23 protein-coding genes and 2 pseudogenes are annotated in these 22,153 nt (G+C 62.4%); 9 read left to right on the top strand and 16 right to left on the bottom strand.

Annotation, left to right across the window (positions count from 1 at the left end):
- Positions 1 to 717: 717 nt before the first annotated feature.
- Positions 718 to 933 (bottom strand): hypothetical protein, encoded by a 216-nt coding sequence (locus ACT6VE_RS30860; protein ID WP_444802066.1) that lies wholly within the window; start codon positions 931 to 933, stop codon positions 718 to 720.
- Between the two features lie 178 nt (positions 934 to 1,111).
- Positions 1,112 to 1,609, bottom strand: coding sequence for a DUF1269 domain-containing protein (locus tag ACT6VE_RS30855; protein WP_444802065.1), 498 nt, complete (start codon positions 1,607 to 1,609; stop codon positions 1,112 to 1,114).
- A gap of 342 nt (positions 1,610 to 1,951) precedes the next feature.
- Between ACT6VE_RS30855 and ACT6VE_RS30850 the strand changes: the two are divergent.
- Positions 1,952 to 2,706 (top strand): annotated as a pseudogene (locus ACT6VE_RS30850) (IS5 family transposase).
- 551 nt (positions 2,707 to 3,257) lie between these two features.
- Here the strand turns inward: ACT6VE_RS30850 and ACT6VE_RS30845 are convergent.
- From ACT6VE_RS30845 to ACT6VE_RS30820, 6 genes are all read right to left on the bottom strand, one after another.
- Positions 3,258 to 3,620, bottom strand: a complete 363-nt coding sequence (locus tag ACT6VE_RS30845; protein ID WP_444802064.1) for a c-type cytochrome — start codon at positions 3,618 to 3,620, stop codon at positions 3,258 to 3,260.
- A gap of 83 nt (positions 3,621 to 3,703) precedes the next feature.
- Positions 3,704 to 5,866: a molybdopterin cofactor-binding domain-containing protein gene (locus ACT6VE_RS30840; RefSeq protein ID WP_444802063.1), complete on the bottom strand. Its 2,163-nt coding sequence runs from the start codon at positions 5,864 to 5,866 to the stop codon at positions 3,704 to 3,706.
- Positions 5,867 to 5,879: 13 nt separating this feature from the next.
- Positions 5,880 to 6,311: a (2Fe-2S)-binding protein gene (locus ACT6VE_RS30835; protein ID WP_444802062.1), complete on the bottom strand. Its 432-nt coding sequence runs from the start codon at positions 6,309 to 6,311 to the stop codon at positions 5,880 to 5,882.
- Between the two features lie 85 nt (positions 6,312 to 6,396).
- On the bottom strand, positions 6,397 to 6,972 hold the full coding sequence (locus ACT6VE_RS30830) for an Isoquinoline 1-oxidoreductase subunit (RefSeq protein ID WP_444802061.1): 576 nt from the start codon (positions 6,970 to 6,972) through the stop codon (positions 6,397 to 6,399).
- Positions 6,973 to 6,977: 5 nt separating this feature from the next.
- A complete protein-coding gene (locus ACT6VE_RS30825; protein ID WP_444802060.1) occupies positions 6,978 to 9,128 on the bottom strand; it encodes a molybdopterin cofactor-binding domain-containing protein in 2,151 nt (716 codons plus the stop codon).
- Positions 9,128 to 9,583: a (2Fe-2S)-binding protein gene (locus tag ACT6VE_RS30820; protein WP_444802059.1), complete on the bottom strand. Its 456-nt coding sequence runs from the start codon at positions 9,581 to 9,583 to the stop codon at positions 9,128 to 9,130. Before ACT6VE_RS30820 ends, ACT6VE_RS30825 begins: the two co-directional genes overlap by 1 nt.
- A 160-nt stretch (positions 9,584 to 9,743) precedes the next feature.
- Between ACT6VE_RS30820 and ACT6VE_RS30815 the strand changes: the two genes are divergently transcribed.
- The 5 genes from ACT6VE_RS30815 to arsK all read left to right on the top strand — a co-directional run bounded on the left by ACT6VE_RS30815 (position 9,744) and on the right by arsK (position 14,698).
- Positions 9,744 to 10,463 (top strand): response regulator, encoded by a 720-nt coding sequence (locus ACT6VE_RS30815; RefSeq protein ID WP_444802058.1) that lies wholly within the window; start codon positions 9,744 to 9,746, stop codon positions 10,461 to 10,463.
- Positions 10,457 to 11,779 (top strand): ATP-binding protein, encoded by a 1,323-nt coding sequence (locus tag ACT6VE_RS30810; RefSeq protein WP_444802057.1) that lies wholly within the window; start codon positions 10,457 to 10,459, stop codon positions 11,777 to 11,779. The genes ACT6VE_RS30815 and ACT6VE_RS30810 overlap by 7 nt, the downstream gene beginning before the upstream one ends.
- Before the next feature lie 99 nt (positions 11,780 to 11,878).
- Positions 11,879 to 12,991 (top strand): XdhC family protein, encoded by a 1,113-nt coding sequence (locus tag ACT6VE_RS30805; RefSeq protein WP_444802056.1) that lies wholly within the window; start codon positions 11,879 to 11,881, stop codon positions 12,989 to 12,991.
- Between the two features lie 128 nt (positions 12,992 to 13,119).
- A complete protein-coding gene (locus tag ACT6VE_RS30800) occupies positions 13,120 to 13,488 on the top strand; it encodes an ArsR/SmtB family transcription factor (protein WP_444802055.1) in 369 nt (122 codons plus the stop codon).
- Positions 13,436 to 14,698: an arsenite efflux MFS transporter ArsK gene (arsK, locus tag ACT6VE_RS30795; RefSeq protein ID WP_444802054.1), complete on the top strand. Its 1,263-nt coding sequence runs from the start codon at positions 13,436 to 13,438 to the stop codon at positions 14,696 to 14,698. Before ACT6VE_RS30800 ends, arsK begins: the two co-directional genes overlap by 53 nt.
- On the opposite strand, the gene arsH is transcribed toward arsK, so the two are convergent.
- From arsH to ACT6VE_RS30760, 7 genes are all read right to left on the bottom strand, one after another.
- A complete protein-coding gene (gene arsH, locus ACT6VE_RS30790; protein ID WP_444802053.1) occupies positions 14,690 to 15,436 on the bottom strand; it encodes an arsenical resistance protein ArsH in 747 nt (248 codons plus the stop codon). The genes arsK and arsH overlap by 9 nt on opposite strands.
- Positions 15,393 to 15,815 carry an arsenate reductase (glutaredoxin) gene (gene arsC, locus ACT6VE_RS30785; RefSeq protein ID WP_444802052.1) on the bottom strand — a complete coding sequence of 141 codons (423 nt, stop codon included), beginning with the start codon at positions 15,813 to 15,815 and terminating at the stop codon, positions 15,393 to 15,395. Before arsC ends, arsH begins: the two co-directional genes overlap by 44 nt.
- A 2-nt stretch (positions 15,816 to 15,817) precedes the next feature.
- A complete protein-coding gene (gene arsB, locus ACT6VE_RS30780) occupies positions 15,818 to 16,876 on the bottom strand; it encodes an ACR3 family arsenite efflux transporter (protein ID WP_444802051.1) in 1,059 nt (352 codons plus the stop codon).
- Positions 16,876 to 17,403: an arsenate reductase ArsC gene (locus tag ACT6VE_RS30775; RefSeq protein WP_444802050.1), complete on the bottom strand. Its 528-nt coding sequence runs from the start codon at positions 17,401 to 17,403 to the stop codon at positions 16,876 to 16,878. Before ACT6VE_RS30775 ends, arsB begins: the two co-directional genes overlap by 1 nt.
- A gap of 38 nt (positions 17,404 to 17,441) precedes the next feature.
- Positions 17,442 to 17,795 carry an ArsR/SmtB family transcription factor gene (locus ACT6VE_RS30770; RefSeq protein ID WP_444802049.1) on the bottom strand — a complete coding sequence of 118 codons (354 nt, stop codon included), beginning with the start codon at positions 17,793 to 17,795 and terminating at the stop codon, positions 17,442 to 17,444.
- A 46-nt stretch (positions 17,796 to 17,841) separates the two neighbouring features.
- A complete protein-coding gene (locus ACT6VE_RS30765; protein WP_444802048.1) occupies positions 17,842 to 18,879 on the bottom strand; it encodes a threonine aldolase family protein in 1,038 nt (345 codons plus the stop codon).
- Between the two features lie 102 nt (positions 18,880 to 18,981).
- Entirely contained in the window at positions 18,982 to 19,812 is an 831-nt protein-coding gene (locus ACT6VE_RS30760; RefSeq protein WP_444802047.1) for an AraC family transcriptional regulator, read from the bottom strand.
- 269 nt (positions 19,813 to 20,081) lie between these two features.
- Between ACT6VE_RS30760 and ACT6VE_RS30755 the strand changes: the two genes are divergently transcribed.
- Positions 20,082 to 20,375, top strand: a complete 294-nt coding sequence (locus tag ACT6VE_RS30755; RefSeq protein ID WP_444802046.1) for a DUF1330 domain-containing protein — start codon at positions 20,082 to 20,084, stop codon at positions 20,373 to 20,375.
- A 119-nt stretch (positions 20,376 to 20,494) separates the two neighbouring features.
- A complete protein-coding gene (locus ACT6VE_RS30750; protein ID WP_444802045.1) occupies positions 20,495 to 20,899 on the top strand; it encodes a helix-turn-helix domain-containing protein in 405 nt (134 codons plus the stop codon).
- On the opposite strand, the gene ACT6VE_RS30745 is transcribed toward ACT6VE_RS30750, so the two are convergent.
- Positions 20,874 to 21,215, bottom strand: a complete 342-nt coding sequence (locus tag ACT6VE_RS30745) for a DoxX family protein (RefSeq protein WP_444802067.1) — start codon at positions 21,213 to 21,215, stop codon at positions 20,874 to 20,876. The genes ACT6VE_RS30750 and ACT6VE_RS30745 overlap by 26 nt on opposite strands.
- A gap of 121 nt (positions 21,216 to 21,336) precedes the next feature.
- Here ACT6VE_RS30745 and ACT6VE_RS30740 point away from each other — a divergent pair.
- Positions 21,337 to 22,084, top strand: a pseudogene (locus ACT6VE_RS30740) (IS5 family transposase).
- The last annotated feature ends 69 nt before the right edge of the window (positions 22,085 to 22,153 follow it).

The following is a 22,153-nucleotide window of genomic DNA, read 5'->3' as shown; positions in this document are numbered from 1 at the left end:
TGGGTGAGCTACGATGAGCCGAAAATCCTCTCTTCTCAATTAACCCAATTCTGTCTCATGGGCGCTGATGTCGGACACGTTTTGTTCTTCAGTCCGCATCGATTTCCCCCGAAATCCTGAAACCAAATGTGCCAATTTTCATTGAAGTGCGGTCGTATCCCCCCTTGATGCGGCACCCACTTCGTCAGGCGTGATCAAATCGCTGACGGGAGGCGTTTTCGAAAAACCATTGGCCGCATTCGGAAGCACCGACACACCTCCGCCGAAACGGACAGAACCATCGGCCGCAACTCGCAAAAAGGGTACGTGTTGTGGTTTGCCGCTCTTGTCCGCGGCCATAATCACGCGGGGCGGAGCAGCAACCCGCGTCGGCGGACGAGCGGAGACGGAGCAGGCGAAACAAGTGGCACCATGTTGCACATTTATGAATTCGACAGTGCCAGCGGTCATTTCTAGTGGTGAACTCCGCTGGCAGCAGAGGTCGCGCGGTTCTAAGGCAATGTCACTAGCCGGAACGGAGGAAGGCGCCGAACCTGCCGCTAAGTCGATTGTCCCAACAGAAAAGCAATACGCTGCCATTCCATTCCCCCCAGCGAACAATACTCCAAATGGGACGGCGAGCTACGAAGCGGAGCCATACATCCGAACCGTAGTTGCCAACCATAACGTGTTTTTTTCATTATAAAAGCACATTCTAAGTCAGAGAAGGCTGGCTGGTTAATGCTCGGTAATCCCATCGCAAAGTTGGTTTTTTTGGTACAGAAAGCTATGGAGCCAATCGCCTTGCGCGCCATCAACGCAAGCGAACTGCAGAGCGGCCGCAAAGAGGGGCGGGAATCCAGTTGCGACAAACAACCCGAGAAGCGGGATGCAGTTGATCACAAATCCCCAGACGACGAGACCGGTGAATGCTCTGGCGAGCGTGCGCACCATCAGGTGCCCGACGTCGCACGCCAGAGTTTTGCTGTATCGCGCGTGCTGGCACCACGGTCAGCGAGCATGACCCCGACGGCATTTGGGGAGTGCTTCCGTACCCTCCTGCAACTGGTTAGGCGGAGCGCCCCTGGTCAAACGCTGGCTTCGGCGGGATAACGGTATTGAGTGCAAGGATTTATTCGGCTGACGCGGTCTTTTGCAATGCGTCGCGCAGAACCTGTTCCTTTGTTTCGTCGAGCGACGTCTTGAGGACTACACCGCCATAGCCCGCTATTTCCTTGAGGACCTTGTCGGCAGTCATCTCCCGGATCAGAACGAACAACGCTGCGTTGCCCGGCTGAAGGTTGCTGGCTAGATCCTTCATGAAGGTGTCGTTGATGCCGACATCTGTCAGCGCACCGCCGATAGCACCAGACGCAGCGCCAACGGCCACACCCACGAGCGGGTTGAGGAACAGTACGCCAATGAGCAACCCCCAGAAGCTACCCGACGTCGCGCCGGCAGCTGTGGTGTTAACCATTTGATTCAATTTTACTTTTCCATTGTCGGTTTTGACTGCTATGACGGCGTCGCCGAGTTGGATCAGGTACTCTTTTTGCAGCCCGAACAAGCGCTGGCGCACTTCCTCAGCTTTCGTTTCGGTCGGGTAAACGATCGCGATCAAATCAGACATGGCTGCTCCAATAAATAAAAACTCAGAACGCGTGCACTGCACAGGCCTCAAATCATATCGCCTAATGCCCCGAAGGAACTAGCGCAGAATCCTGCGGCTGTGCATTGCGTCCCTTTCTCGATGGCAGTCCTTGAATTACGCCGGCCCTTGCGCCCGTGCCAGGCCAAGGGAGAACCTGGCCCGGCGATCCATTGCTCTTGCCATAGGAAAACCGCATCAATTTGCAGAGGTTTTTGGGTTGCCTAGCTTAACGTTACCCTTAGGCGGGATCGACATTCAGGATTCCCAAATCACCTGATCGCTGATTCATAGGACAGCGTGTTGAAGCACGGAGGTCTCTGGATGGCAGCCAAGCGATATGAATTAAGCGATGTTCAGTGGGTGAAGATTGCGGCGTTGCTACCGGGCAAGGTTGGCGATCCAGGCCGGACAGGCCTGAATAATCGGTTGTTTCTCAATGGCTGCCTATGGATCCTGCGCTCAGGATCGCATTGGTGCGCCTGCCGGAACGGTATGGCAAGTGGAAGACCGTGCATAAGCGCTTCAGCCGCTAGTGCCATGCCGGGGTCTGGGAACGGGTGCTTGAAAGGCTGATGGCCGACAGCGACAACCAGTATCTGATGATCGACAGCACGATCGTTCGTGCCCATCAGCAGGCGGCCTGCGGAAAAGGGGGCAAGGATCAGGCGTTGGGGCGTTCCCGAGGCGGACTGACCACCACGATCCACATGCTGGCCGATGCACTGGGCCGACCATTGCGTTTCATCGTGACCGCCGGTCAGTTCGGCGACATCACGCAAGCGCCGGCTCTTCTGCAGGGCCAGAATGGCGATGCCGTTCTGGCTAACGAGGCCTATGACAGCAACGCCTTGCGGTAAACCATTGCCGACATGGGCGCCGAGGCGGTGATCCCGTCAAACTGCTCGCGCAAGATCATCATCCCCCAGAATGAACGCATCTACAAACATCGCAACCGTATTGAACGCTGCTTCAACCGAATGAAGCACTTCCGCCGTTTCGCCACGCGATACGACCGAAGAACCATTCACTTCGAAGGCTTCGTCTATCTCGTCGCCGCAATGATCTGGCTGCGATGAATGTCGATTCGTCTTAGTGCTCTCCAGTCCCCTCGTGTCGACGGAGCTGGCCGCCAAGGTGTTCGGCGTGACAGCAGGGCGGTGCTGCGGATCGTGGAGGAACTCAAGCTGCGGGAGTTGATGGGCAGGGGCATTTTCTCATGGGGCCTCGCGCCTGGTCGTACGGTGTCGATGTCTCAACCGGGCCCGATCGATGTCTTCTTACGGGGAGACTGCGGAAGGAAAGCGTTGATGGTCTCCATGCAGGAAGCGGACCTGCGGGCAGGCGGTTTTACATGCGGTGCAACTTTTGCAGGGCTAAATTGCCAATGAATGTTTCCCAAACGGTAAAAAAGGGCATAGATGCCGCCATTTGATGCACATGGCGGTCTCCTCCCATGTCCGTTGCATCCGCTGTTCACCTCTGGAGGTTTAAATATCTCCACACTTCATGGGCCGCGGTTTTCCGTTGGCCCATTTTTTTTGCTTCGCGCGCAGTGCGGGAGAAACCGCTGTCGCCTGCCTCGTCCGAGGCTTTTCGATACCAAGGCTGCCGGGCGATAGCGAAATCCCTACGGCTGCGGGCTGTCCGCTCCGGCCGCGGCGAGCGTCTTCAGATAGGCGATGATGTCGGCGCGATCCTGGGCCTGGGCGAGGCCTATCATCATTGTCGTTCCGGGAACGAGCGTCCGCGGCGCCTGGAGGAACCGATCGAGGGTCTCGTCGTTCCAGACGACCCCCGAACCTTTCAAGGCACTGGAATATCGCGCGCCGGTGCTTGCGCCCGCAAGCCGGCCGACGACGCCGTCGAGAGACGGTCCCATCCTGTTCTGACCGGTCGTCGAATGGCAGGTGCCACATCGGTTGAAGACGGTTTTTCCGCGTAACGGATCCCCGTCGGCAAAAGCCGGTGCGGCGGGGAGGAGGACCGTCATGAGAGCGAGCCCCAATTTGCAGCGTTCGGGCGCGTACCGTCGGCGAGCAACGGCAGGCCTTTCCTTCGTCATGCTTTGCTCCCCTAGGCAGGAACGAGACCGCTCTTTGTGAGCGGCAAATGGCGAATGCGCCGACCGGTGGCGGCGAAGACGGCGTTCATGACCGCGGGCGTGGCCACGGCGATCGGCGGCTCTCCGCCGCCGCCCCAGAAATCCCGGGATTGAAGCACGACCGTTTCGATCTTCGGCATGTCAGCCAGCCGGATGACCCGGTAGGTGTCGAAATTGCTCTGCTGTATGGCGCCGCCCTCCATGGTACATTCGCCATAGAGCGCCGCCGACAGGCCGAACACACAGGCGCCTTCCGCTTGCCGGGCGATCAGTTCGGGATTGGCGGCATTGCCGACATCCGTCGCCACGACGAGCCTGTCGATCCGGATGAAATCGCCGTTCAGCGAGACTTCCGCCACCGCCGCCACATAGCTGCCATAGCCGTTGGCGACGGCAAGGCCGCGGAAAACGCCCTCCGGCGGCCGTTCGTCCCAGCGCGCGCGCTCGGCAGCCGCATTCAGCACGGCCAGGTGTTTCGGGTGGCTTCCCATCATGGCGCGGCGGAATACCAGCGGGTCCTTCCCAGCGGCATTGGCCAACTCGTCGATGAAGCTCTCGAGATAGAAGAGGTTCTGATTGAGATTAACGCCGCGCCAGGAACCCGGCCGGATCGGTGGATTGACCATGACATGGTCGATCAGGAGGTTTTCGATGTCGTAGCCCAGAATGCCGTTGCCAGCCGATTGGTTCAGCCCATGGAAGGCGCGGGCATCACCACCGCCTTGAAGGCTCTCCGGCCTCAGCGATCCCTGGATGGACTGGCCGCAAATGCGCATGTGCAGGCCGGCGATGTTTCCGTCCGCATCAAGGGCGCCGGTCATCCGGCAGCGGGTGACGGGATGGTAGTAGTCATGCGTCATGTCCTCCTCGCGCGACCAGATCATCTTGACCGGCGTATCCGGCACCTGTTTGGCGATCAGCACGGCCATGCGAGCGTAGTCGTGATAGAGGCGCCGGCCGAAACCGCCACCGAGATGCAGCCGATGAACCTCGCAGTTTTCGATCGGCACGCCGCTCGCCTCGGCAATGGTTTCGAGACAGGCGCCGGCATGCTGGGTCGGAGCCCAGATCTCGCAGCGACCCTCGGTATAAAGGGCGGTCGCGTTGATTGGCTCCATCGCTGCATGCGCCTGGTAGGGATAGCTGTAGTCCGCCACGACGACCCGTCCACCGCCACCGATGGCAGTCCGTGCGTCGCCCGATTCCGCGCCGGCAAAACCGTCCGGCGCCGCAAGCCCCTTCGTCAACTGCTCGGTGACGGCCGCGTCCGTGAGTTTTTCGTGCGGGCCGGGATTCCACGCGATCGCCAGCGCATCGAGGGCGCTGCTGGCCTGCCACCAGCGATCCGCCACGACGGCGACGGTGGTATCGTCGACCTTCAGGACATGACGCACGCCGGGCAGGGCGAGGGCGGCCTCGGCATTGAAACTTTGCAGGCTGCCGCCCGCGACGGGGCAGGCCCGCACCGCCGCATGCAGCATTCCAGGCAGGGTGACGTCGATGGCATAGACCTGCTTGCCGGTCAGCTTGTCGGGCGTATCGAGCCGGCGTAGCGGCTGGCCGGCGACCCGCCAGCTTTCCGGGTTCTTGAGCGGCACGATTGGCGGGGGTTCGATGCCGGCGGCAAGTGCGGCGACTTCGCCATAGGTGACGCGGCGCTGGCTGCGCGGATGGCGGATGAGGCCCGCGGCCACCCGGCATTCGTCCGACGGCACGTTCCAGCGCTTCGCGGCGGCGGCGATCAGCATGATGCGGGCGGCCGCCCCCGCATGGCGCAGGGGTTCGTGCAATTCGCGGATCGAGCCGCTGCCGCCGGTCTGGAAATCGCCCCAGACCTCGCCGCGGGCGAGATTTTCCCGCGGCGAGACATATTCGGTGCGGACATGCTGCCAGTCGCATTCCAACTCCTCCACCAGAAGCTGCGCCAGTCCCGTCAGCGAGCCCTGGCCCATTTCCGAGCGGGAAAGCCGGAGCACGACCGTATTGTCCGGATGGATCACGATCCAGTGGTTGATCTCGCCGGGACTGGCTTCCTGTGCCCCGACATCCGGCGCGAAACCGAGCACGAAGGCACCGACGGCCGTCGCCGAGGACTTGAGGAAAAAACGCCGGGAAATGGGCATGATCGCGGTCATGGAAGCGTCACTCTCAGTTCTTGTCAGCGGGTGTTGCCGCCGCCTGCGCGATGGCGGCGGCGACGCGGGCATAGGTGCCGCAGCGACAGATGTTGGTGATCTGCTCGGCGATGAGGGCAGCGGCGGCCATGATCATTCCGGATTGGCAATAGCCGCATTGCGGCACGTCGAGGTCCAGCCATGCCTGCTGGACGGGATGCAGCCCATCCTTCGCTAGGCCTTCGATGGTGACGATCTTCTGGTCGACCGTGACGGCCTCGACCGGGATCGAACAGGATCGCACGGCAAAGCCGTCGATATGCACGGTGCAGGCGCCGCATTGGGCGATTCCGCAGCCATATTTCGTGCCGGTCAGGCCCGCCTGTTCGCGCAGCACCCACAGAAGTGGTGTGCCCGGTTCCGCTTCGAGATCGCGATTTTCGCCGTTGATGTTCAAGCTGACCATGAGGCACCTTCTTTCGAGGGGCGGCCGTGGGCGACGGCCGGCAGGGATGTTTTGGATGGGGCCGGCGACCTGGGGCGGCCGGCCGTCAATCCGGGCATTGCGCACCGTTCTCGACCCAGGCCTGCACCAGTTCGCCAAACGCGCCTGCCGGAATGGGCGGCTTTTCCCGCGGCAGACCGTTGAGGTCGTTGCCGGGGTTCCATGCCCAGAGCACCAGCGGGTCGTGTCCCATATGCTCTACGAGCTGTTCGGACGTCATCGTGCTGCGCGCAGGATCGGTGAGCTGGCGGCAGATGCCGCGCCTGTCGAGGCCCTCCCAGGCCATCGAGAGCGGCGCGAGATGCCAGCTAGCATTGCCCGGCACGCCGGAGGGCGAATTGTTGTCCTGGTGGCAGGTCGCGCATTGCAGGGCCGGCGTGCCGTGATTGTCCGGCCCGCGTGCCACACCCATATTGTGGCGAAGGCGCGCATTGCCCTGGCGCGGGAAATCCGTGTTGGTGTGGCAGTTCATGCAGCGGGGATGCTCGATCACCGTCACCAGCCGGTCGAAAGCGGCGAGTGAGGCCGCCCTGTCCTGCTGCGAGGCCTGTTCCTGAGCCGTTACGGCAATGCTTGTTGCGGCGATCAGCGCCGGAGCGAGAATGAGGTAGGTAGCGCGCATCGTCGTCACGCCCCAAGATCATGGTTGCTGATCGGCAGGCTGCGCAGGCGCTTGCCGGTTGCAGCATGGATCGCGTTGGTCAGTGCCGGTGCGAGCGGTGGCAGGCCGGTTTCGCCGATCCCGCCCCAGCGTTCTCCGTAGCGGCCGAGGCTCGGCACCAGCGCGACATCGATGACGGGCATCTCCTCCATACGCAGGTAGCGGTAGTCGTGGAAATTGGTCTGCTGAACGCGGCCGTCCTCGATCGTCACCGCGCCGTAGAGCGCTGCCGCAAGACCTTGCACGATGCCGCCCTCGATCTGCTGCATCGTGATGTCGGGGTGCACGATGAAATTCGGATCGACCGCACAGCTGATCCGGTGCACCTTGAGGCGCCCGCCGGTCACCGAGATTTCGGCGATCTGCGCGCACCAGGCATCGTCACCCTCGACGATGGCGATGCCCTGGTGGCGTCCTTCCGGGGGCTTGCCCCATCCGGCGAGCTTTGCAGCAGCGTCCAGCGTGGCGAGCGCGCGCGGGTTGTCGGCCAGCAGTTCCCGCCGGAGAAAGTAGGGATCGATCCTTCGCGCCACGGCGATCTCGTCGAGGAAGGCTTCGCGGAACCAGCCGTTCTGGGAGAGATTGACGCCGCGCCAGAAGCCGACCTGGATATGGCTGTCGCGGCGAGCAACCCCCACCTCGAAGTTTGCGACGGCATAGGGCATGTCCTCTTCGACGAAACCGTCCATCAGCGCGTTGTCGACACCCTCCCTCAGCCAGAAGGGTGCAAGGGAGGCGGCGATCGAGGAGCCGGAAATCCGCACCTTCCAGCCGAGCATCCTGCCGTCGGCGTCAAAACCCGCCGTCTGGCGCGCCAGAACCATCGGCCGGTAGTAATCGTGGGTGAAATCCTCCGTACGGGACCACATCATGCGGACCGGCACGCCAGGCACCTGCGCGGCGATCTGCACGGCCTGGCGCGCCCAGTCCTGCGCGAGCCCCCGCCGTCCGAAGCCGCCGCCGAGTTGCAGCTTGTGCACGAAAATCTGCGAGGCATCGCGTTCCATGACGCGGGCGATGGTGTTCGTCGTGCCTTCGCCGTTCTGGGTCGGCGCCCAGAGGTCGATGCGCTCCGCGGTGACCTGTGCCGCGCAGACCTGCGGCTCCATGGTGGCGTGGGCGAGGAAAGGCGCCTCGTATTCCACGTCGATGACCTGTGCCGCGTCGCGAAGGCTCACGTCCACGTCGCCGATCCGGTGACCGATGGCCGCAGCGGGATCGGCGATGCCCGCGCGGAACATCGCCCTCAGCGTCTCGTTCGTGACGCCGGCGCCGATGCTCTCATCCCAACTGACGGGAAGCGCCTCGACCGCCGCATTCGCCTGCCGCCAGGTATCGGCAGCGACGGCGACCGCGTCCTTGCCGACCTGAACGACGTGCCGCACACCCGGCAGGCCGGCCACGGCTGCGCGATCGAACGAGACCACGCTGCCGCCGATCGTCGGACAGTTCTTGACGGCGGCATGCAGCATGCCGGGGAGGTTGACATCCGTTGCGAAGATCGGCTCGCCGAAAACCTTGGGTCGGGCCTCGAGCCGGGCGGCGGACGTACCGATCAACCGCCATTCGGACGGGTGCTTCAACGCGACAGCCTCGGGAACCGGCCGTCGCGCGGCGGCAGCCGCAAGTTCGCCAAACCGGAAGGTGCGTCCGGTAGCGCTGTGCGTGACGATGCCGGCGCGTGCGCTGCAGGTATCCGGCGCCACATCCCAGCGCGCCGCCGCCTCGGCGATCAGCATCTCGCGTGCCTGCGCCCCGGCCTGGCGCAGATATTCCTGCGAGGCGCGAACGGAAATCGAGGTCGACGTCGCCATGTCGCCCCAGGGCTTGTCGCGCGACAGGTTCTCGTTCGTGTCGGCATATTCCGCGCGCACCTTCGCCCAGTCGCATTCGAGTTCCTCGGCGACCAGCATCGGCAGGGCGGTAAAAATGCCCTGGCCCATGTCGCTGCGGGCGACGCGGATCGTCACCGTGTCGTCCGGCGCGATCACCACCCATGCGGTGACTTCGCCAGCGGAAGCGTGGGCGTGCAGTTCCGGAAGACCGACCAGCATGCCGCCGGCGACGGCCGAAACACCGAAGAGAAACTGTCGTCGGTTGAGCGCGGGCGTCTTCATCAGATCATCTCCGCAGCGCGGTGAATGGCGGCGCGCACGCGGCTATAGGTGCCGCAGCGGCAGAGGTTTCCGGACATCGCCGCATCGATATCCGCGTCACTTGGCCTCGGGATTTCCCGCAGCAGCGCGGCGGCCTGCATCATCTGCCCGGATTGACAGTAGCCGCATTGCGCGACGTCGATTTCGAGCCAGGCGGCCTGCACAGGATGCGGTACGGCGGCGGTTCCCAACCCTTCGATGGTGGTGATCTCGGCGTCTGCGACATCCGCCAGCGTCGCAACGCAGGAGCGCATGGCCCTTCCATCCGCATGTACGGTGCAACAGCCGCAGAGCGCCGCACCGCAGCCGTAGCGCGTGCCGAGCAGTCCGAGTTCGTCGCGAAGCACCCAGAGAAGCGGCGTATCCTCCGGTAGATCGATGTCGTGCTGCGTTGCGTTGATCGTGAGAACCGGCATTCTTGCCTCCAGCAATTGAGCGGATGGCAAGGTAGGCGCGACATGTCGCAGAACTTTCCCGCGAGGGCAAAGAATTGTATCCGATTGTCGCAGACGCCTGATGCAATTTTTTACAATTTTTCGCTGCCGCGAGGGCGCCTCGATCCTGTATTAAAATGCCATGGCTCCGCTCCCCCACATCGTCGTCACCGACGACAATCCTGATATCCGCGAACTCCTCGCCGACTATCTCGGCGCGCGCGGCTTTCGCGTCGACACGGCCGATGGCGGAGGCTCGCTCCGGCAAATCCTGCAAGTCTCATCGCCGGACCTGATCATCCTCGACATCATGATGCCGGGGGAGGATGGTTTTACGCTCTGCCGCGACCTGCGCGCCAATACGGAAATTCCCGTTCTCTTCCTGACGGCGATGACGGACGAAATGGACCGCATTGTCGGCCTGGAGCTGGGGGCCGACGACTATCTCACAAAACCCTTCAATCCACGCGAACTGCTGGCCCGCATCAAGGCGATCCTGCGGCGGGTTCAGTCCCTGCCGCCGCAGCGCGACGTCATCCGGGCGAGCTTCGTCCACTTCGGCTCCTGGCGGCTCGATACCGGCCGGCGCGAGCTCGTGAATGCCGACAATGTCGGCGTGCCGCTCTCCTCTGCGGAATTCCGCCTGCTGAAGGCCTTTATCGACCATCCGGGCATTGTGCTCAGCCGGGACCAGCTTCTCGACCTTACGGCCGGCCGTATCGCCGACCCGTTCGACCGGGCGATCGACAACCAGGTCAGCCGGCTGCGCAAGAAGATCGAGGCCGATCCGAAGAGCCCGGAAATCATCCGCACGCATTGGGGAGGGGGCTACAGTTTCACGCCCTCCGTCGCAAAATGCTGAAACTGTGGAGACGAAGCCTCGCCGGCCAGTTTATCATCGTGATGCTGGTTGCCCTCTTCATCTCGCAGGCGATCGGCTACATCCTTGCCTCCGGCGACCGCATCCGCGACCTGCGCGCATCGGAGGAGACGGAGTTCCGCCGGGCCGCCAAAGCGCTGGCGGATGCTCTCGCCTCGGCGACGCCGGAGATCGCCAAACGGGTGACGGCCGCAAGTGGAACGGCCTATACGCGCTTCTGGATCGCCGACGCGCCGGCGCCGCAACCCGGTGCTGTCTGCGTGCCGCCAGGCACGGCCGGCAGCAACCCGCCGGGGGCGTTCCCGGAAAAGCCGCAGGCCGATTGCACCGAGAGCAGCTACATCGATGGCAACGGGCTCGGCCTGGCCGTCCCCTCCGGCGAACGCTGGCTGAACGGTATCTACTACAAGCGGTTCAGCAGCGGCTCGCTGCAGCGCCAGTCCATCATCAGCTTTGTCCTGTCAGCGCTTGTGCTCGCCGTCGGCGGCGGTGTTTTCGCGCGGCGCATCGCTCGGCCGCTCACGGCGCTCAGCGATGCCGCGGATCGTCTCGGCCGCGGTGAGCAGCGCCGCCCCCTGCCCGAAACAGGCCCGGATGACCTGCGCAAGACAGCCGCCGCGTTCAATCGCATGCAGGCCCGGCTACATCGCTTTGTTTCAGATCGGACGCAGATGCTCGCCGCCATCGGCCATGACCTGCGCACCCCGCTGACGACGCTGCGATTGCGCGCGGAATATATCAAAGACACCGCTTTGCAGGAGCGGATCATCGCCACGGTCGACGAGATGCAGTCCATGGTGGATGCAACGCTCGCCTTTGCCAAGGGCGAGGCGACGGCCGGCGGGACCCGGACGATCGATCTGAACGCGCTGGTGGAAAGCCTCTGCGAGGACATGGCGGCGGTCTACCCGGATATCGCCTTTGCCGAAGGCGAGCGGCTCGCCTTCGGCTGCCGACCGGAAAATCTGCGTCGCGCCCTGCGCAACCTCATCGAAAATGCTGTGCGTTATGGCGGTGTGGCGCGCGTCAGTGTTGCTGCCTCCGACAGCGAGGTAAGGATTTCCATCGAGGATGACGGTCCGGGCATTCCGGAAAACCAACTCGAAGCGGTATTTTCACCCTTTCTGCGCCTCGAAGACTCGCGCAATCGCCAGACCGGCGGCGTCGGCCTCGGCCTTTCCATCGCCCGAGCGATCGCCCACCAGCATGGCGGCGACATCCACCTGTCCAACCGCAACCCGGGCCTGAGGGCGGTGCTGATCCTGCCGCGCGAAAATCGCGATGACGTCGCCGCCTGAACCCCGCCTGCGACAAAGGAATACAAAATCCTCCCGATCTGGCAAAGCTGCGCGACAGCACCGGCGTAGGCTCCTCCCATCATAAGAGAGGAGTTGGCAATGTCTGCACACGAGATCGCAAAGGCGGAATGGCCCGTCCATGGTCTGGAAGACGACGTTCGCGATTTTCTCACCAGGGCGGTGGAAGAACGAAGGCATGTCGCGCTTGCGACCGTCTACTCGACATCCGGTTCCGCCATGCGCGGCATCGGCGCCCAGATGGCCCTCACCGAATGGGACGTTGCCGGATCGCTCGCCGGCGGCTGCATCGATGCCGATCTGGTCCACAGGGGCCTGGAGGCGCTGGAAACTGGTATGCCGCACTGGCTGACCTATGGGGAAGGCGGGCCGATGGACCTTCCGTTGCCCTGCGGCAAAACCATCGAAGTGCTGATCGAAACGGTGCCGCCGGGCGACCCGGCGCTTCGCGTCCTGCTCGAAGCAAGACGCGACCGCAGGCATGTCGTCTGGATGTCGGACGGGCACCGCCGCTCGTGCCATCGCTTCGAAGGCGAGGGCCGGTCGCGCGCGCTCGCCGGCGCCATAGGTAGCCCCCGCTTCATTTGGCGCCGGCACCTTCCCCGTCAAAGGCTGGTCGTCTGTGGCCATGATCCGAGCATGCTGATCCTGTGCCGGATGGCGCTGCTGTTCGGCCTGGAAACCGTTCTCCTGCGCCCAAATGGGCCGGAAGCCGCGCCGCCGATCGAGGGGCTGCGCTACCTGCGCTCCTGCTCGGCGGAGACCATCGCCCATCTGCTGCCCGATCCCTGGACGAGCATCATCGCGGCAACCCATGACTCGGACCGTGACTTGGACATTCTGAGTGCGGCGCTTGCGACGGACGCCGGCCATATCGGCCTCCTGGGAAGCCGAAGCCGCTGGCAGCGCCTTGCCGGGGCCTTGCTCGACCGCGGCTTTGACACCATGGAAACCGGGCGGATCCGCGCGCCCGTCGGCCTGCCGCTCGCCAGCAAGACCCCGCACGCCATCGCCACCTCGATCCTCGCCGAGGTCATCAATGATCTTTCCGATCAGGGAGAAGGCTTGCCCGAGATCGAGGCACCTCAAGGTCCCGCGGCCCGATCGGCCAGCGGCGCTATCGGGGATCCTGGCTTCCGGCAGGCCAAACCAAGGGAGCGGCCTACCGAAACGGTTAATGCTGCCGTGCCCTGAGACGGATTCCCTCCGGTCGCCTGCAAGCGCCTTAAGAAGGCGACCAAGCCTATGTGTGAAAAAACTGTCTTGTCGATGACCTTCATGTGCACTACTCATCGATTCAATAATTCAAGGATTATTGAATCATGGACGAGCGCCAAGCCCTCACATCCTTTGCCGCACTTTCCCAGGAGACACGCCTGGCCATCGTCCGCACCCTGGTCGTCGCCGGTCCCGAAGGGCTTGCCGCCGGCCTGATCGCGGACCGCATGGGGGTCTCGCCTTCGAATGTCTCGTTCCATCTGAAGGAACTGGAGCGGTCGGGCCTGATCTCGCAGAGACGGGAGTCGCGCTCGATCGTCTATAGTGCCAGCTACGGGACCTTGGCCGGTCTCGTGACATTCCTGATGGATGACTGCTGCGCGGGACATCCCATCATCCGCGAAGGTGTGGCGCGCTCCGATGCTTGCTGTACGACCGAACCTGCCCCGGGCGAGGACGACGTCGTTGCGTGAAGCAAAGGTACCCCTCGGCATCGTCTCCGCGCTCGGCCTGACGCAGATCATCGGTTATGGCAGCCTCTATTATAGCTTCAGCATCCTGGCGCCCGGAATGGCGAAGGATCTCGGTCTCACCGTCGCGCAGGTCTTCGCCGTCTTCTCCGCGTCGCTGTTCGTCGGCGGTTTGTCGGCGCCCTATATCGGCAGGCAGATGGATCGCATCGGTGCCGCAATGGTGATGGCGATCGGCTCGGCCCTGGCTGCGCTGACCCTGATCCTCTGCGCGTGGTCGCCGTCGGTGGCCGTCTTCGCGCTGGCAATCGTCCTCCTGGAGATATCGTCCGGAATGGTCCAGTACCAGGCCGCTTTTGCGGCACTGGTGGAATCCGATCCCCGATCCGCCTCCCGAAGCATCACCTATCTCACGCTTATTGCCGGCTTCGCTTCCACGATCTTCTGGCCGATCTCCACGGTGCTGATGGGCTATCTGTCCTGGCGCGAGATCTATCTCGTCTATGCCGGTCTCAACCTTGCCGTCTGCATGCCGCTTCACCTCTGGATCATGCGGAAGGGGAAGGTTGCCACGGCCAGCGGGTCAAGGCCGGCGCGCGAGCCAGTGATCGGAACCATTCCGCGCGAACGCCGCCGCGCTGCCGTGCTTGTCGTGTCCGCTGCCTTTGCGCTTGTGAGCTTCACCCTGGGGGCGATGCTCGCGCATATGGTGCCGATGCTTGGCGCGCTCGGCCTTGGAAGCGCCGCCGTCGTCATCGGTTCGCTGTTCGGCCCGGCGCAGGTCCTCAGCCGCCTGATCAACATGATCTTCGGCACGCGGCTGCCCCCACCCGGCCTTGCCGTCGTATCCGCAGCCCTCATGGTGGTCAGTGTTCTCATCCTGGCGCTGTCAGGCGACTGGCTTGCGGGTGCGGTCGCCTTTTCCGTTTGCCTCGGTCTCGGATCAGGCATCAACAGCATCGCCCAGGGCAGCCTGCCTCTCTATCTGTTCGGCTCGGATGGGTACGGCGCTCTCACCGGCAAGATGGCAGCGGCAAGGCTGGTAACTGGCGCTGCCGCTCCCTTTGCCTTTGCGGCGGCGATGGAGCAGTTCGGGATAGGCGCTTCGCTGGTCTTGAGCGCCGCCCTTGGTGCGATCGGCATCCTAGCGTTTATCGCCGTCGCGATGGCGACGAAGCGAAGCCTCGTCGCCACCCCCAAAACGTCAGATTGACCGCAACGACACGCGCTTCTCGAGGTCTGCCGCCTGTTCCTTGCGCTCGCTGTAGCGGTCGGTCAGATAGGCGGAGGCATCGCGTGTCAGCAGGGTGAACTTCACCAGTTCCTCACAGACGTCAACCACCCGGTCATAATAGGACGACGGCTTCATCCGGCCGTCGGCATCAAACTCCTGGAATGCCTTGGCGACGGAGGACTGGTTGGGAATGGTGATCATCCGCATCCAGCGGCCGAGGATGCGCATCTGGTTTATGGCGTTGAAGGACTGGCTGCCGCCGGAAACCTCCATGACCGCAAGCGTCTTTCCCTGCGTCGGGCGGACCGATCCCAGCGAAAGAGGGATCCAGTCAATCTGCGACTTCATGATGCCGGTCATTGCGCCGTGACGTTCTGGACTCACCCAGACCTGGCCTTCCGACCATTGGGAGAGATCGCGCAATTCCTGCACCTTCGGGTGGCTGGCCGGCGTTTCGTCGGGCAGCGGAAGGCCCTTTGGGTCGAAGATCCGCACCTCGCAGCCGAGCCGCTCCAGAAGCCGCCTGGCCTCGAATGCCAGCAGGCGGCTGTACGACACCTCGCGGAGCGAGCCGTAGAGGATCAGGATGCGCGGCTTGTGTGTCGAGAACGCCGGCCGCAAGGCCGCAAGGTCGGTCGAATGCAGATGTTGTTCGTGCAATGCCGGGACTGTATCAGGCAAGACGCTTTCCTTCCTGGTCGAGAACCTGCTCGCCATCTTCCTTGAAGAACGGCCCCTTGAAACTATCCGGCAGGATATCGAGGACGGCCTCGGAAGGACGGACCAGCCTTGTTCCGAGCGGTGTCACGACGAAGGGGCGATTGATGAGGATCGGGGTCTCGATCATGGCGTCGAGCAACTGGTCGTCGGTCAGGTCAGGATTGTCGAGGCCGAGTTCGGCGTAGGGCGTACCCTTCTCGCGAATTGCCTGGCGAACCGTCAGTCCCGCGTCCGCGATCATCTTTACCAGCTGCTCGCGCGTCGGCGGCGCCTGCAGATACGCGATGACCGTCGGTTCTATCCCGGCCGCACGGATCAGCGCCAGCGTGTTGCGAGACGTCCCGCAGGATGGATTGTGGTAGATGGTGGCGTCCATGGTCATTGCCTTTCGGTGATGGTGGTTCGGGAAACGGCAGGTGCGGCCTCGTACCAGTCCTTCGAGCGGTTCACGATCCAGACGACCGAGAGCATCACCGGGACCTCGATGAGCACGCCCACCACGGTCGCCAATGCTGCGCCGGATTGGAAACCGAACAGGCTGATGGCGGCCGCGACGGCGAGTTCAAAGAAATTGCTGGCGCCGATCAGTGCCGAGGGGCCGGCGACGCAATGCCGTTCGCCGGTCATGCGGTTCAGGAGATAGGCAAGCCCCGAGTTCAGGTAGACCTGGATCAGGATCGGGACGGCCAGCAGGCCGATCACCGCCGGCTGAGCGATGATCTGCTCGCCCTGGAAGGCGAAGAGCAGAACCAGCGTTGCGAGCAGCGCCAACAGCGAAATCGGCTGCAACGTCGCGAGCATGCCGTCCAGCGCCCGTGTGGTTCCGTCGGAAGTGAGCAGGCGCCTGACGATCTGCGCGAGAATGACGGGCACGACGATATAGAGGGCAACCGAGAGGACAAGCGTGTCCCAGGGTACGGTGATGGCGGAGAGACCGAGCAGCAGGCCGACGATCGGCGCGAAGGCCACGACCATGATCGCGTCGTTCAGCGCGACCTGCGACAGCGTGAACAGCGGCTCGCCGCGCGTCAGGTTGCTCCAGACGAACACCATGGCCGTGCACGGGGCGGCCGCGAGAATGATCAGTCCGGCGATGTAGGAGTCGATCTGGTCGGCGGGGAGGTATGGCCTGAACAGCCAGCCGACGAAGAGCCATCCCAGCAACGCCATCGAGAACGGCTTGACGGCCCAGTTGATGAACAAGGTCACGCCAATGCCGCGCCAGTATGTGCCGACCTGCGCTAGCGATCGGAAATCGATCTTCAGCAGCATCGGGATGATCATCAGCCAGATCAGGATCGCGACGGGAATGTTCACCTTGGCGATCTCCGCCGCGCCGACGATCTCGAAGACCCCAGGCATCAGGTGGCCGAGAGCCACCCCGACGATGATGCAGAGGAAGACCCAGAGGGTGAGGTAGCGTTCGAACGTGGACATCAGGCCGGCTTTCCATCCGGTGCCGTCGAGCCTTTCATCGCGCCGATCTGCCGGAGCCTGGTCTCGAGCGCCATTCGGTCGATCGAGGCCAGCGGCAGGCTGACAAAGGCGGTGATGCGGTTCTTGAGGAAGCGGGCGGCACTCGCGAAGGCGCGCTGGATCTGGACGTCGGTTCCGACGGCGGCCGCCGGATCCTCGACGCCCCAATGGGCCGTCATCGGATGGCCGATCCACACCGGACAGGCTTCGCCGGCGGCGCTGTCGCAGACGGTGAAGATGAAATCCATCTGCGGGGCGTCGGGCTTTGCAAACACATCCCAGTTCTTCGACGAGAACCCCGTCGCCGGATAGCCCAGTGCTTCGAGTTCTTTCAGCGCATGCGGATTGATTTCGCCTTTCGGTTGGCTGCCGGCCGAGTATGCCTTGAACCGACCGCCACCCTCCTTGTTGAGGATGGACTCGGCGAGAATAGAGCGAGCGGTATTGCCCGTGCACAGGAAGAGCACGTTATAGGTCTTGTTGGTCATGGTGTTGGTCCGTGGTTAGGTCGGCTGCGTGGTTGGCTTCATGACGGCCTCACCTCCGGGCTGCAGCAGGGTGTGAGCTCGGCGATCAGCGGGGCACAAAGTTCGGTCGAGCCGCCGCAGCAATCCTTCAGAAGGAACAGGGTCAGCTCGCGCAGTCCATTGAGGTCTGCCCGATAGATGATGGACCGGCTCTGCCGCTCGCTCGTGACCAGGCCCGCCCGAGACAGCGTGGCGAGATGCGCCGACATGGTGTTTTGGGGCACGTCGATGAGGCGGGCGAGTTCGCCGGCCGGAAGGCCATCGGGCTCATGACCAACGAGGAGCCTGAACGTTTCGAGGCGCGTGGTCTGGGCCAAGGCGCTGAGCGCCGCTATCGCAGTGTTATTTTCCATATATCCAGAATAATGGATACGTTTCGATTGTCAACAGGTACGAACGTCAGGTGGCGAATTCCTCCACCCTTGCCGCAAACGCCTCGATATGCACGTCCTGCGTCGCCCATGAAGTCACCAGACGAATGACGGATGCGGATTCGTCATGGGGCTCCCAGATGTAGAAATCGAAGTGTTCCTTCAGTTTCTCGATAAGGGCATTGGGCAGGATCGGGAAAAGCTGGTTCGTTTCGGTTTCAGCAGCGAAGCGGTGGCCTGCATGTGCGATTTTCGATGAAAGTCGCTGGGCCATGCCGTTGGCATGCCGGGCGAGATCGAAGTACAGCCCGTCCCGGAACAGCTCCCTGAATTGCAGACCCAACACACGGCCCTTTGCAAGAAGACCGCCGCGTTGTTTGATCTGGAACTGAAAATCCTCGCGCAGCCGGGGATTGGGAATGACGATGGCCTCTGCCAGAAGCGCGCCGACCTTCGTGCCACCGATCCAGAAAATGTCTGTCAACTCGGCGATATCCTTGAGTGTGAGGTCATTCTTTTGCGCAGAGAGCGCCGCGCCTAGCCGCGCGCCATCCAGCAGGAGGAGAAGGCCGTGTTCCTTGCAGAGCCGTGAAATCGCCTCAAGCTCTTTCTTCGTATAGAGCGTGCCCACCTCGGTCGCATTGGAAAGATAGACCAGCCGTGGTTTCGCCATGTGCGGAAAGTGGGCATTCGCCTTCAAGGCAGCGGCAATGCTGTCCGGTGTCAGTTTTCCATCGACCGGAGGAACCGTGATGATCTTGTGGCCCGTGGCCTCGATCGCGCCGGTTTCACGCACGACGATATGGCCGCTTGCAGGCGCGATCACGGCTTCATGAGGTCGTAACGCGCTGGAAATCGTCAGGATGTTGGCAAGCGTGCCGCTTGCAACGAACCACACGCCCGGATCGACGTCGCCCATGTGCTGACGGATCAGGAACCGGGCCTCCTGCGAATACGCGTCGTCGGCATAGGCCGTCTGCTGGACCATGTTGGTTTCGGACAAGGCTTTGAGAATGGCGGGGTGGGCACCTTCGCTGTAGTCATCCAAGAAGCTGTGTCGGTTCATCCTGATCTCCCTGCCGGCGCAATCGGTGAACATCGCGTAGAAATGGCCGGATCGTTTGGCAGTTTTAAACGCCTGTATTGGCGATGTTTTGTAAGAAATTGCTCAGCGCGCCCGTTTGGTGGCCTGGAGCATGCCGGGCGTATAACCAAGCGACCGGCGGAACATATGGGTCATATGCGCCTGGTCGACGAAGCCGACCGTCGCCGCGGTATCTGCGAGGTCATTGCCGGCGCGGATCAGGGCTGACGCCCGGTGCACGCGCACCTGAGACAGATAGGCGTGCGGCGGCAGGCCGTATGTCGCTTTGAACTGCCGCAGCAAATGGAACTTGCTGATGCCGGCAAGGTCCTTCAGTTCGGAAAGGCCGATGGCCTCGGGGTGGCGATCTTCAAGCAGGTCGCGCACCTGACGGAGAGCCACCCAATGGCGTGCCGGATCCGCCTCGGGGCGCCGGCCGGCATGACGCTCGACCGCCATTCGGATGGTGGCGAGATAGAGCGTCTCGAATTCGAGGCGTTGCAAATGTGGCGAGGCCGTCATCTGGTGGAGCCGTTGCAGGCAGGCATGAAGCTCGGGATCATCGACGGCTGGGGACTTGAAGGCGACGTCGGATGTGCCGAAGATATCGTCTGCGGCTTGTCCGACGAGGGAGGCGGACGGATAGAACATCCGGTAGGTCCAGCCATTTTCGGCACCGACCCACCCCTCATGCACCATGCCGGGAGAAATCAGGCAGACCGTTCCGCGCGGGAGGTCGACACGATGGCGACTGTCGTAGGAAAACGCCTGGCAGCCTTCCTCGATAATTCCGATGGCGAACTCTTCGTGGAAATGCCGCTGGAAACGATGGTCGCGATAGTTCGCCCACAGAAACAGCGTGTCGGCCAGGGCGCTGGAGCGCCACATCTTGACCGTGTTGACCCCGAATTGCATGTCGTCCTTCCAAGATATCGGCAGTGGGCAGGATCGAAACGAAAGCACTTATCTATACCGTAGTTAGGCTGGTGATAAAACGTTGCATGGGAAGCCTTCGCTTTCGGTCCGAAACGAGCCTGTACGATTGATTGGCTGAACCCGGCCCGTTCACCCTCTGCCGATCCCGAAACGCGCAAGATCCCGAAGGCTTCCGCAAGCCGGCAGGAGAGGCGCAGGTTTCCGCCTGCCCATCCGCATGGGTGAGGTGTCCAAAACAGGAGCTAGCCATGTCAGCCTATCTCGTGGTCGATCTCGACAGTCACGATCATGATGCGATCACGGGCTACCGTTCCAAGGCCCTGCCGCTCATCGCCGAAGCCGGCGGCCGGCTCGTTGCCCTGGATGACGCGCCCCTTCAACTCGAAGGCTGGGCGGCAGGCAACATGCTGATCATCCAGTTCCCGACCATGCAGGCGATCCAGGACCTGTTCGCCTCGCCGGATTGCGCACCCCTTGCCAGGCAGAGGCAATCCGCGGCCGGATCGCAGATCGTTGCGTTACGCGGTTTCGAGCCCGCCTGATAGCAAAACACGTTAGGTCGGCGGTGAAAATGTCGCGTGGGGTTGAAAATCGACGTGAGAGCGGCGAGATTGTTTGATATCGATAAACAATCTCGCCGTTCGTTTCCTGCGAGGAAACGATGACGCCAACCGCCCAAGGCAGCGAATTCGCGCAATTGCAAACCTTCGTCACCGTCGCGGGGCTGTTGAGCTTCAGCCGCACGGTGGAGCGGCTCGGCATCACGCCGGCCGGCGAAGCCCTTTTGCTGAGCCTGCGCCCGGCGATGGATGAAATCAGCGCGACGCTCGGCACCTTCAGCCGGTCCTATCCCGAGATTACGGTCGGTGTGACCGTCGACGATGCGGGTATCTCCTTTGCGCAGAATCGGGAAACAAAGAGCGAGGCGACCAGCGGGAGGATCTTGAGAATACGCATGGGTTTTTGCTGTTCGATTGCTGCTTTGGAGGAGTTCAACGGGATGCGAAAGCGCCGGCCCGGGGTCGGCGTGATCCGGTCGCCTAGCGGCGCCAGCAGTCGATGCTGAGCTTACCGCCACCAAGCGCGATGACATTCGGCAGCCCGTCGGTTATGGCGATGTTCTTGAAGAAGTTGATGAGGTCTGCGAGATCGTTGTGGAAGCTGAGAGCGGTCGCGACCGAGAACGCGGCAAGCGCGGCGGCGGCAAGGCGTGTCTGGTAACCCACCGCCTGGGCGAGGCCGCCGATGATCTCGACGATGAGCGCCGTGCCGTAGGCCAGCGTCGGGAAGGGCAGGCCGACGGATCCGATATAGCCGATTGTCATGGCCAGAGCGGCAAGCTTGCTCAGACCGGAAAGCACGAAGATCAGGCTGATGAGAATGCGGCGGGCGGTCGGCAGGACGGTCTGTACGGCGGCGAAAGAGGCTAGGCTCAGGCCCTATTAATTAAGTCTCTCCCAAACTTGGCCTGATTTTGATTCACTCGTGGCAGGAGGTGCTGCCATGAGTGATTTGTTTTTTCTGACGCCGTCGCAGCCTGGCCGGATCAGGCCGTATTTTCCGCTGGCCCACGGGGTCGAGCGCGTCGATGATCCCAGGGTCGTGAGCGGTATAATTTATGCGTTAAAACATGGGCTTCAATGGAAAGACGCGTCGAAGAAATATGGCCCGCTCAAGACACTCTATAACCGATTTATCCGCTGGAGCCGACTGGGTGTCTTCAACCGGATTTTCGAGGCGCTTACGGGCAAAGCTGGCCGGCCCGACAGGCTGATGATCGATGCAACTTATCTCAATGCCCATCGCACGGCAGCCAGTCTGCTTAAAAAGGGCTCTTCCCCGCTGTATCGGACGAACGAAAGGGGGGGCTGAATTCCAAGCTGCATGCCGTGACCGACGGATTGGGGCGACCTGTGTTGTTGTTTCTGACCGGTGGCCAGGTCAGCGACTATAAGGGTGTCCAGCATCTGCTTGATCGGCTCGCCAAAGCCAGGGAGTTGCTTGCAGATCGCGGCTACGACGCCGATTGATTCCGCAACGCATTGAACGACAAAGGCATTTCCCCTTGCATCCCGCCACGCAAAAAGCGACTGACTACGACAAAACCCTCTCCAAACAACGATACCGCATCGAGAACATGCTCGGCAGGATCAAGGACTGGATGCGCGTCGCCACCAGATACGATCGATGTGCACACACCTTCCTCTCTACAATCCTCATTGCAGCAACATGTTGCTACTGGCTCGATTAATGAGTCCTGAGCCAAGGTATCCCACCATATTTTCCATTCCATCGCAGAGAAACGTCCATCCGATGTATG

Source organism: Shinella sp., from assembly GCF_052438155.1.
Taxonomy (GTDB): Bacteria; Pseudomonadota; Alphaproteobacteria; order Rhizobiales; family Rhizobiaceae; genus Shinella.
The sequence above is the reverse complement of the archived record's forward strand: the minus strand, read 5'-3'. Positions and strand labels throughout refer to the sequence as shown.

What these genes read in the sequence shown, in the direction of transcription:
- ACT6VE_RS30860 (WP_444802066.1), bottom strand. Translation starts at nt 933, where the DNA reads ATGGTGCGCACGCTCGCCAGAGCATTCACCGGTCTCGTCGTCTGGGGA.
- ACT6VE_RS30855 (WP_444802065.1), bottom strand. Translation starts at nt 1,609, where the DNA reads ATGTCTGATTTGATCGCGATCGTTTACCCGACCGAAACGAAAGCTGAG.
- ACT6VE_RS30845 (WP_444802064.1), bottom strand. Translation starts at nt 3,620, where the DNA reads ATGACGGTCCTCCTCCCCGCCGCACCGGCTTTTGCCGACGGGGATCCG.
- ACT6VE_RS30840 (WP_444802063.1), bottom strand. Translation starts at nt 5,866, where the DNA reads ATGACCGCGATCATGCCCATTTCCCGGCGTTTTTTCCTCAAGTCCTCG.
- ACT6VE_RS30835 (WP_444802062.1), bottom strand. Translation starts at nt 6,311, where the DNA reads ATGGTCAGCTTGAACATCAACGGCGAAAATCGCGATCTCGAAGCGGAA.
- ACT6VE_RS30830 (WP_444802061.1), bottom strand. Translation starts at nt 6,972, where the DNA reads ATGCGCGCTACCTACCTCATTCTCGCTCCGGCGCTGATCGCCGCAACA.
- ACT6VE_RS30825 (WP_444802060.1), bottom strand. Translation starts at nt 9,128, where the DNA reads ATGAAGACGCCCGCGCTCAACCGACGACAGTTTCTCTTCGGTGTTTCG.
- ACT6VE_RS30820 (WP_444802059.1), bottom strand. Translation starts at nt 9,583, where the DNA reads ATGCCGGTTCTCACGATCAACGCAACGCAGCACGACATCGATCTACCG.
- ACT6VE_RS30815 (WP_444802058.1), top strand. Translation starts at nt 9,744, where the DNA reads ATGGCTCCGCTCCCCCACATCGTCGTCACCGACGACAATCCTGATATC.
- ACT6VE_RS30810 (WP_444802057.1), top strand. Translation starts at nt 10,457, where the DNA reads ATGCTGAAACTGTGGAGACGAAGCCTCGCCGGCCAGTTTATCATCGTG.
- ACT6VE_RS30805 (WP_444802056.1), top strand. Translation starts at nt 11,879, where the DNA reads ATGTCTGCACACGAGATCGCAAAGGCGGAATGGCCCGTCCATGGTCTG.
- ACT6VE_RS30800 (WP_444802055.1), top strand. Translation starts at nt 13,120, where the DNA reads ATGGACGAGCGCCAAGCCCTCACATCCTTTGCCGCACTTTCCCAGGAG.
- arsK (WP_444802054.1), top strand. Translation starts at nt 13,436, where the DNA reads ATGCTTGCTGTACGACCGAACCTGCCCCGGGCGAGGACGACGTCGTTG.
- arsH (WP_444802053.1), bottom strand. Translation starts at nt 15,436, where the DNA reads ATGGCGAGCAGGTTCTCGACCAGGAAGGAAAGCGTCTTGCCTGATACA.
- arsC (WP_444802052.1), bottom strand. Translation starts at nt 15,815, where the DNA reads ATGGACGCCACCATCTACCACAATCCATCCTGCGGGACGTCTCGCAAC.
- arsB (WP_444802051.1), bottom strand. Translation starts at nt 16,876, where the DNA reads ATGTCCACGTTCGAACGCTACCTCACCCTCTGGGTCTTCCTCTGCATC.
- ACT6VE_RS30775 (WP_444802050.1), bottom strand. Translation starts at nt 17,403, where the DNA reads ATGACCAACAAGACCTATAACGTGCTCTTCCTGTGCACGGGCAATACC.
- ACT6VE_RS30770 (WP_444802049.1), bottom strand. Translation starts at nt 17,795, where the DNA reads ATGGAAAATAACACTGCGATAGCGGCGCTCAGCGCCTTGGCCCAGACC.
- ACT6VE_RS30765 (WP_444802048.1), bottom strand. Translation starts at nt 18,879, where the DNA reads ATGAACCGACACAGCTTCTTGGATGACTACAGCGAAGGTGCCCACCCC.
- ACT6VE_RS30760 (WP_444802047.1), bottom strand. Translation starts at nt 19,812, where the DNA reads ATGCAATTCGGGGTCAACACGGTCAAGATGTGGCGCTCCAGCGCCCTG.
- ACT6VE_RS30755 (WP_444802046.1), top strand. Translation starts at nt 20,082, where the DNA reads ATGTCAGCCTATCTCGTGGTCGATCTCGACAGTCACGATCATGATGCG.
- ACT6VE_RS30750 (WP_444802045.1), top strand. Translation starts at nt 20,495, where the DNA reads ATGACGCCAACCGCCCAAGGCAGCGAATTCGCGCAATTGCAAACCTTC.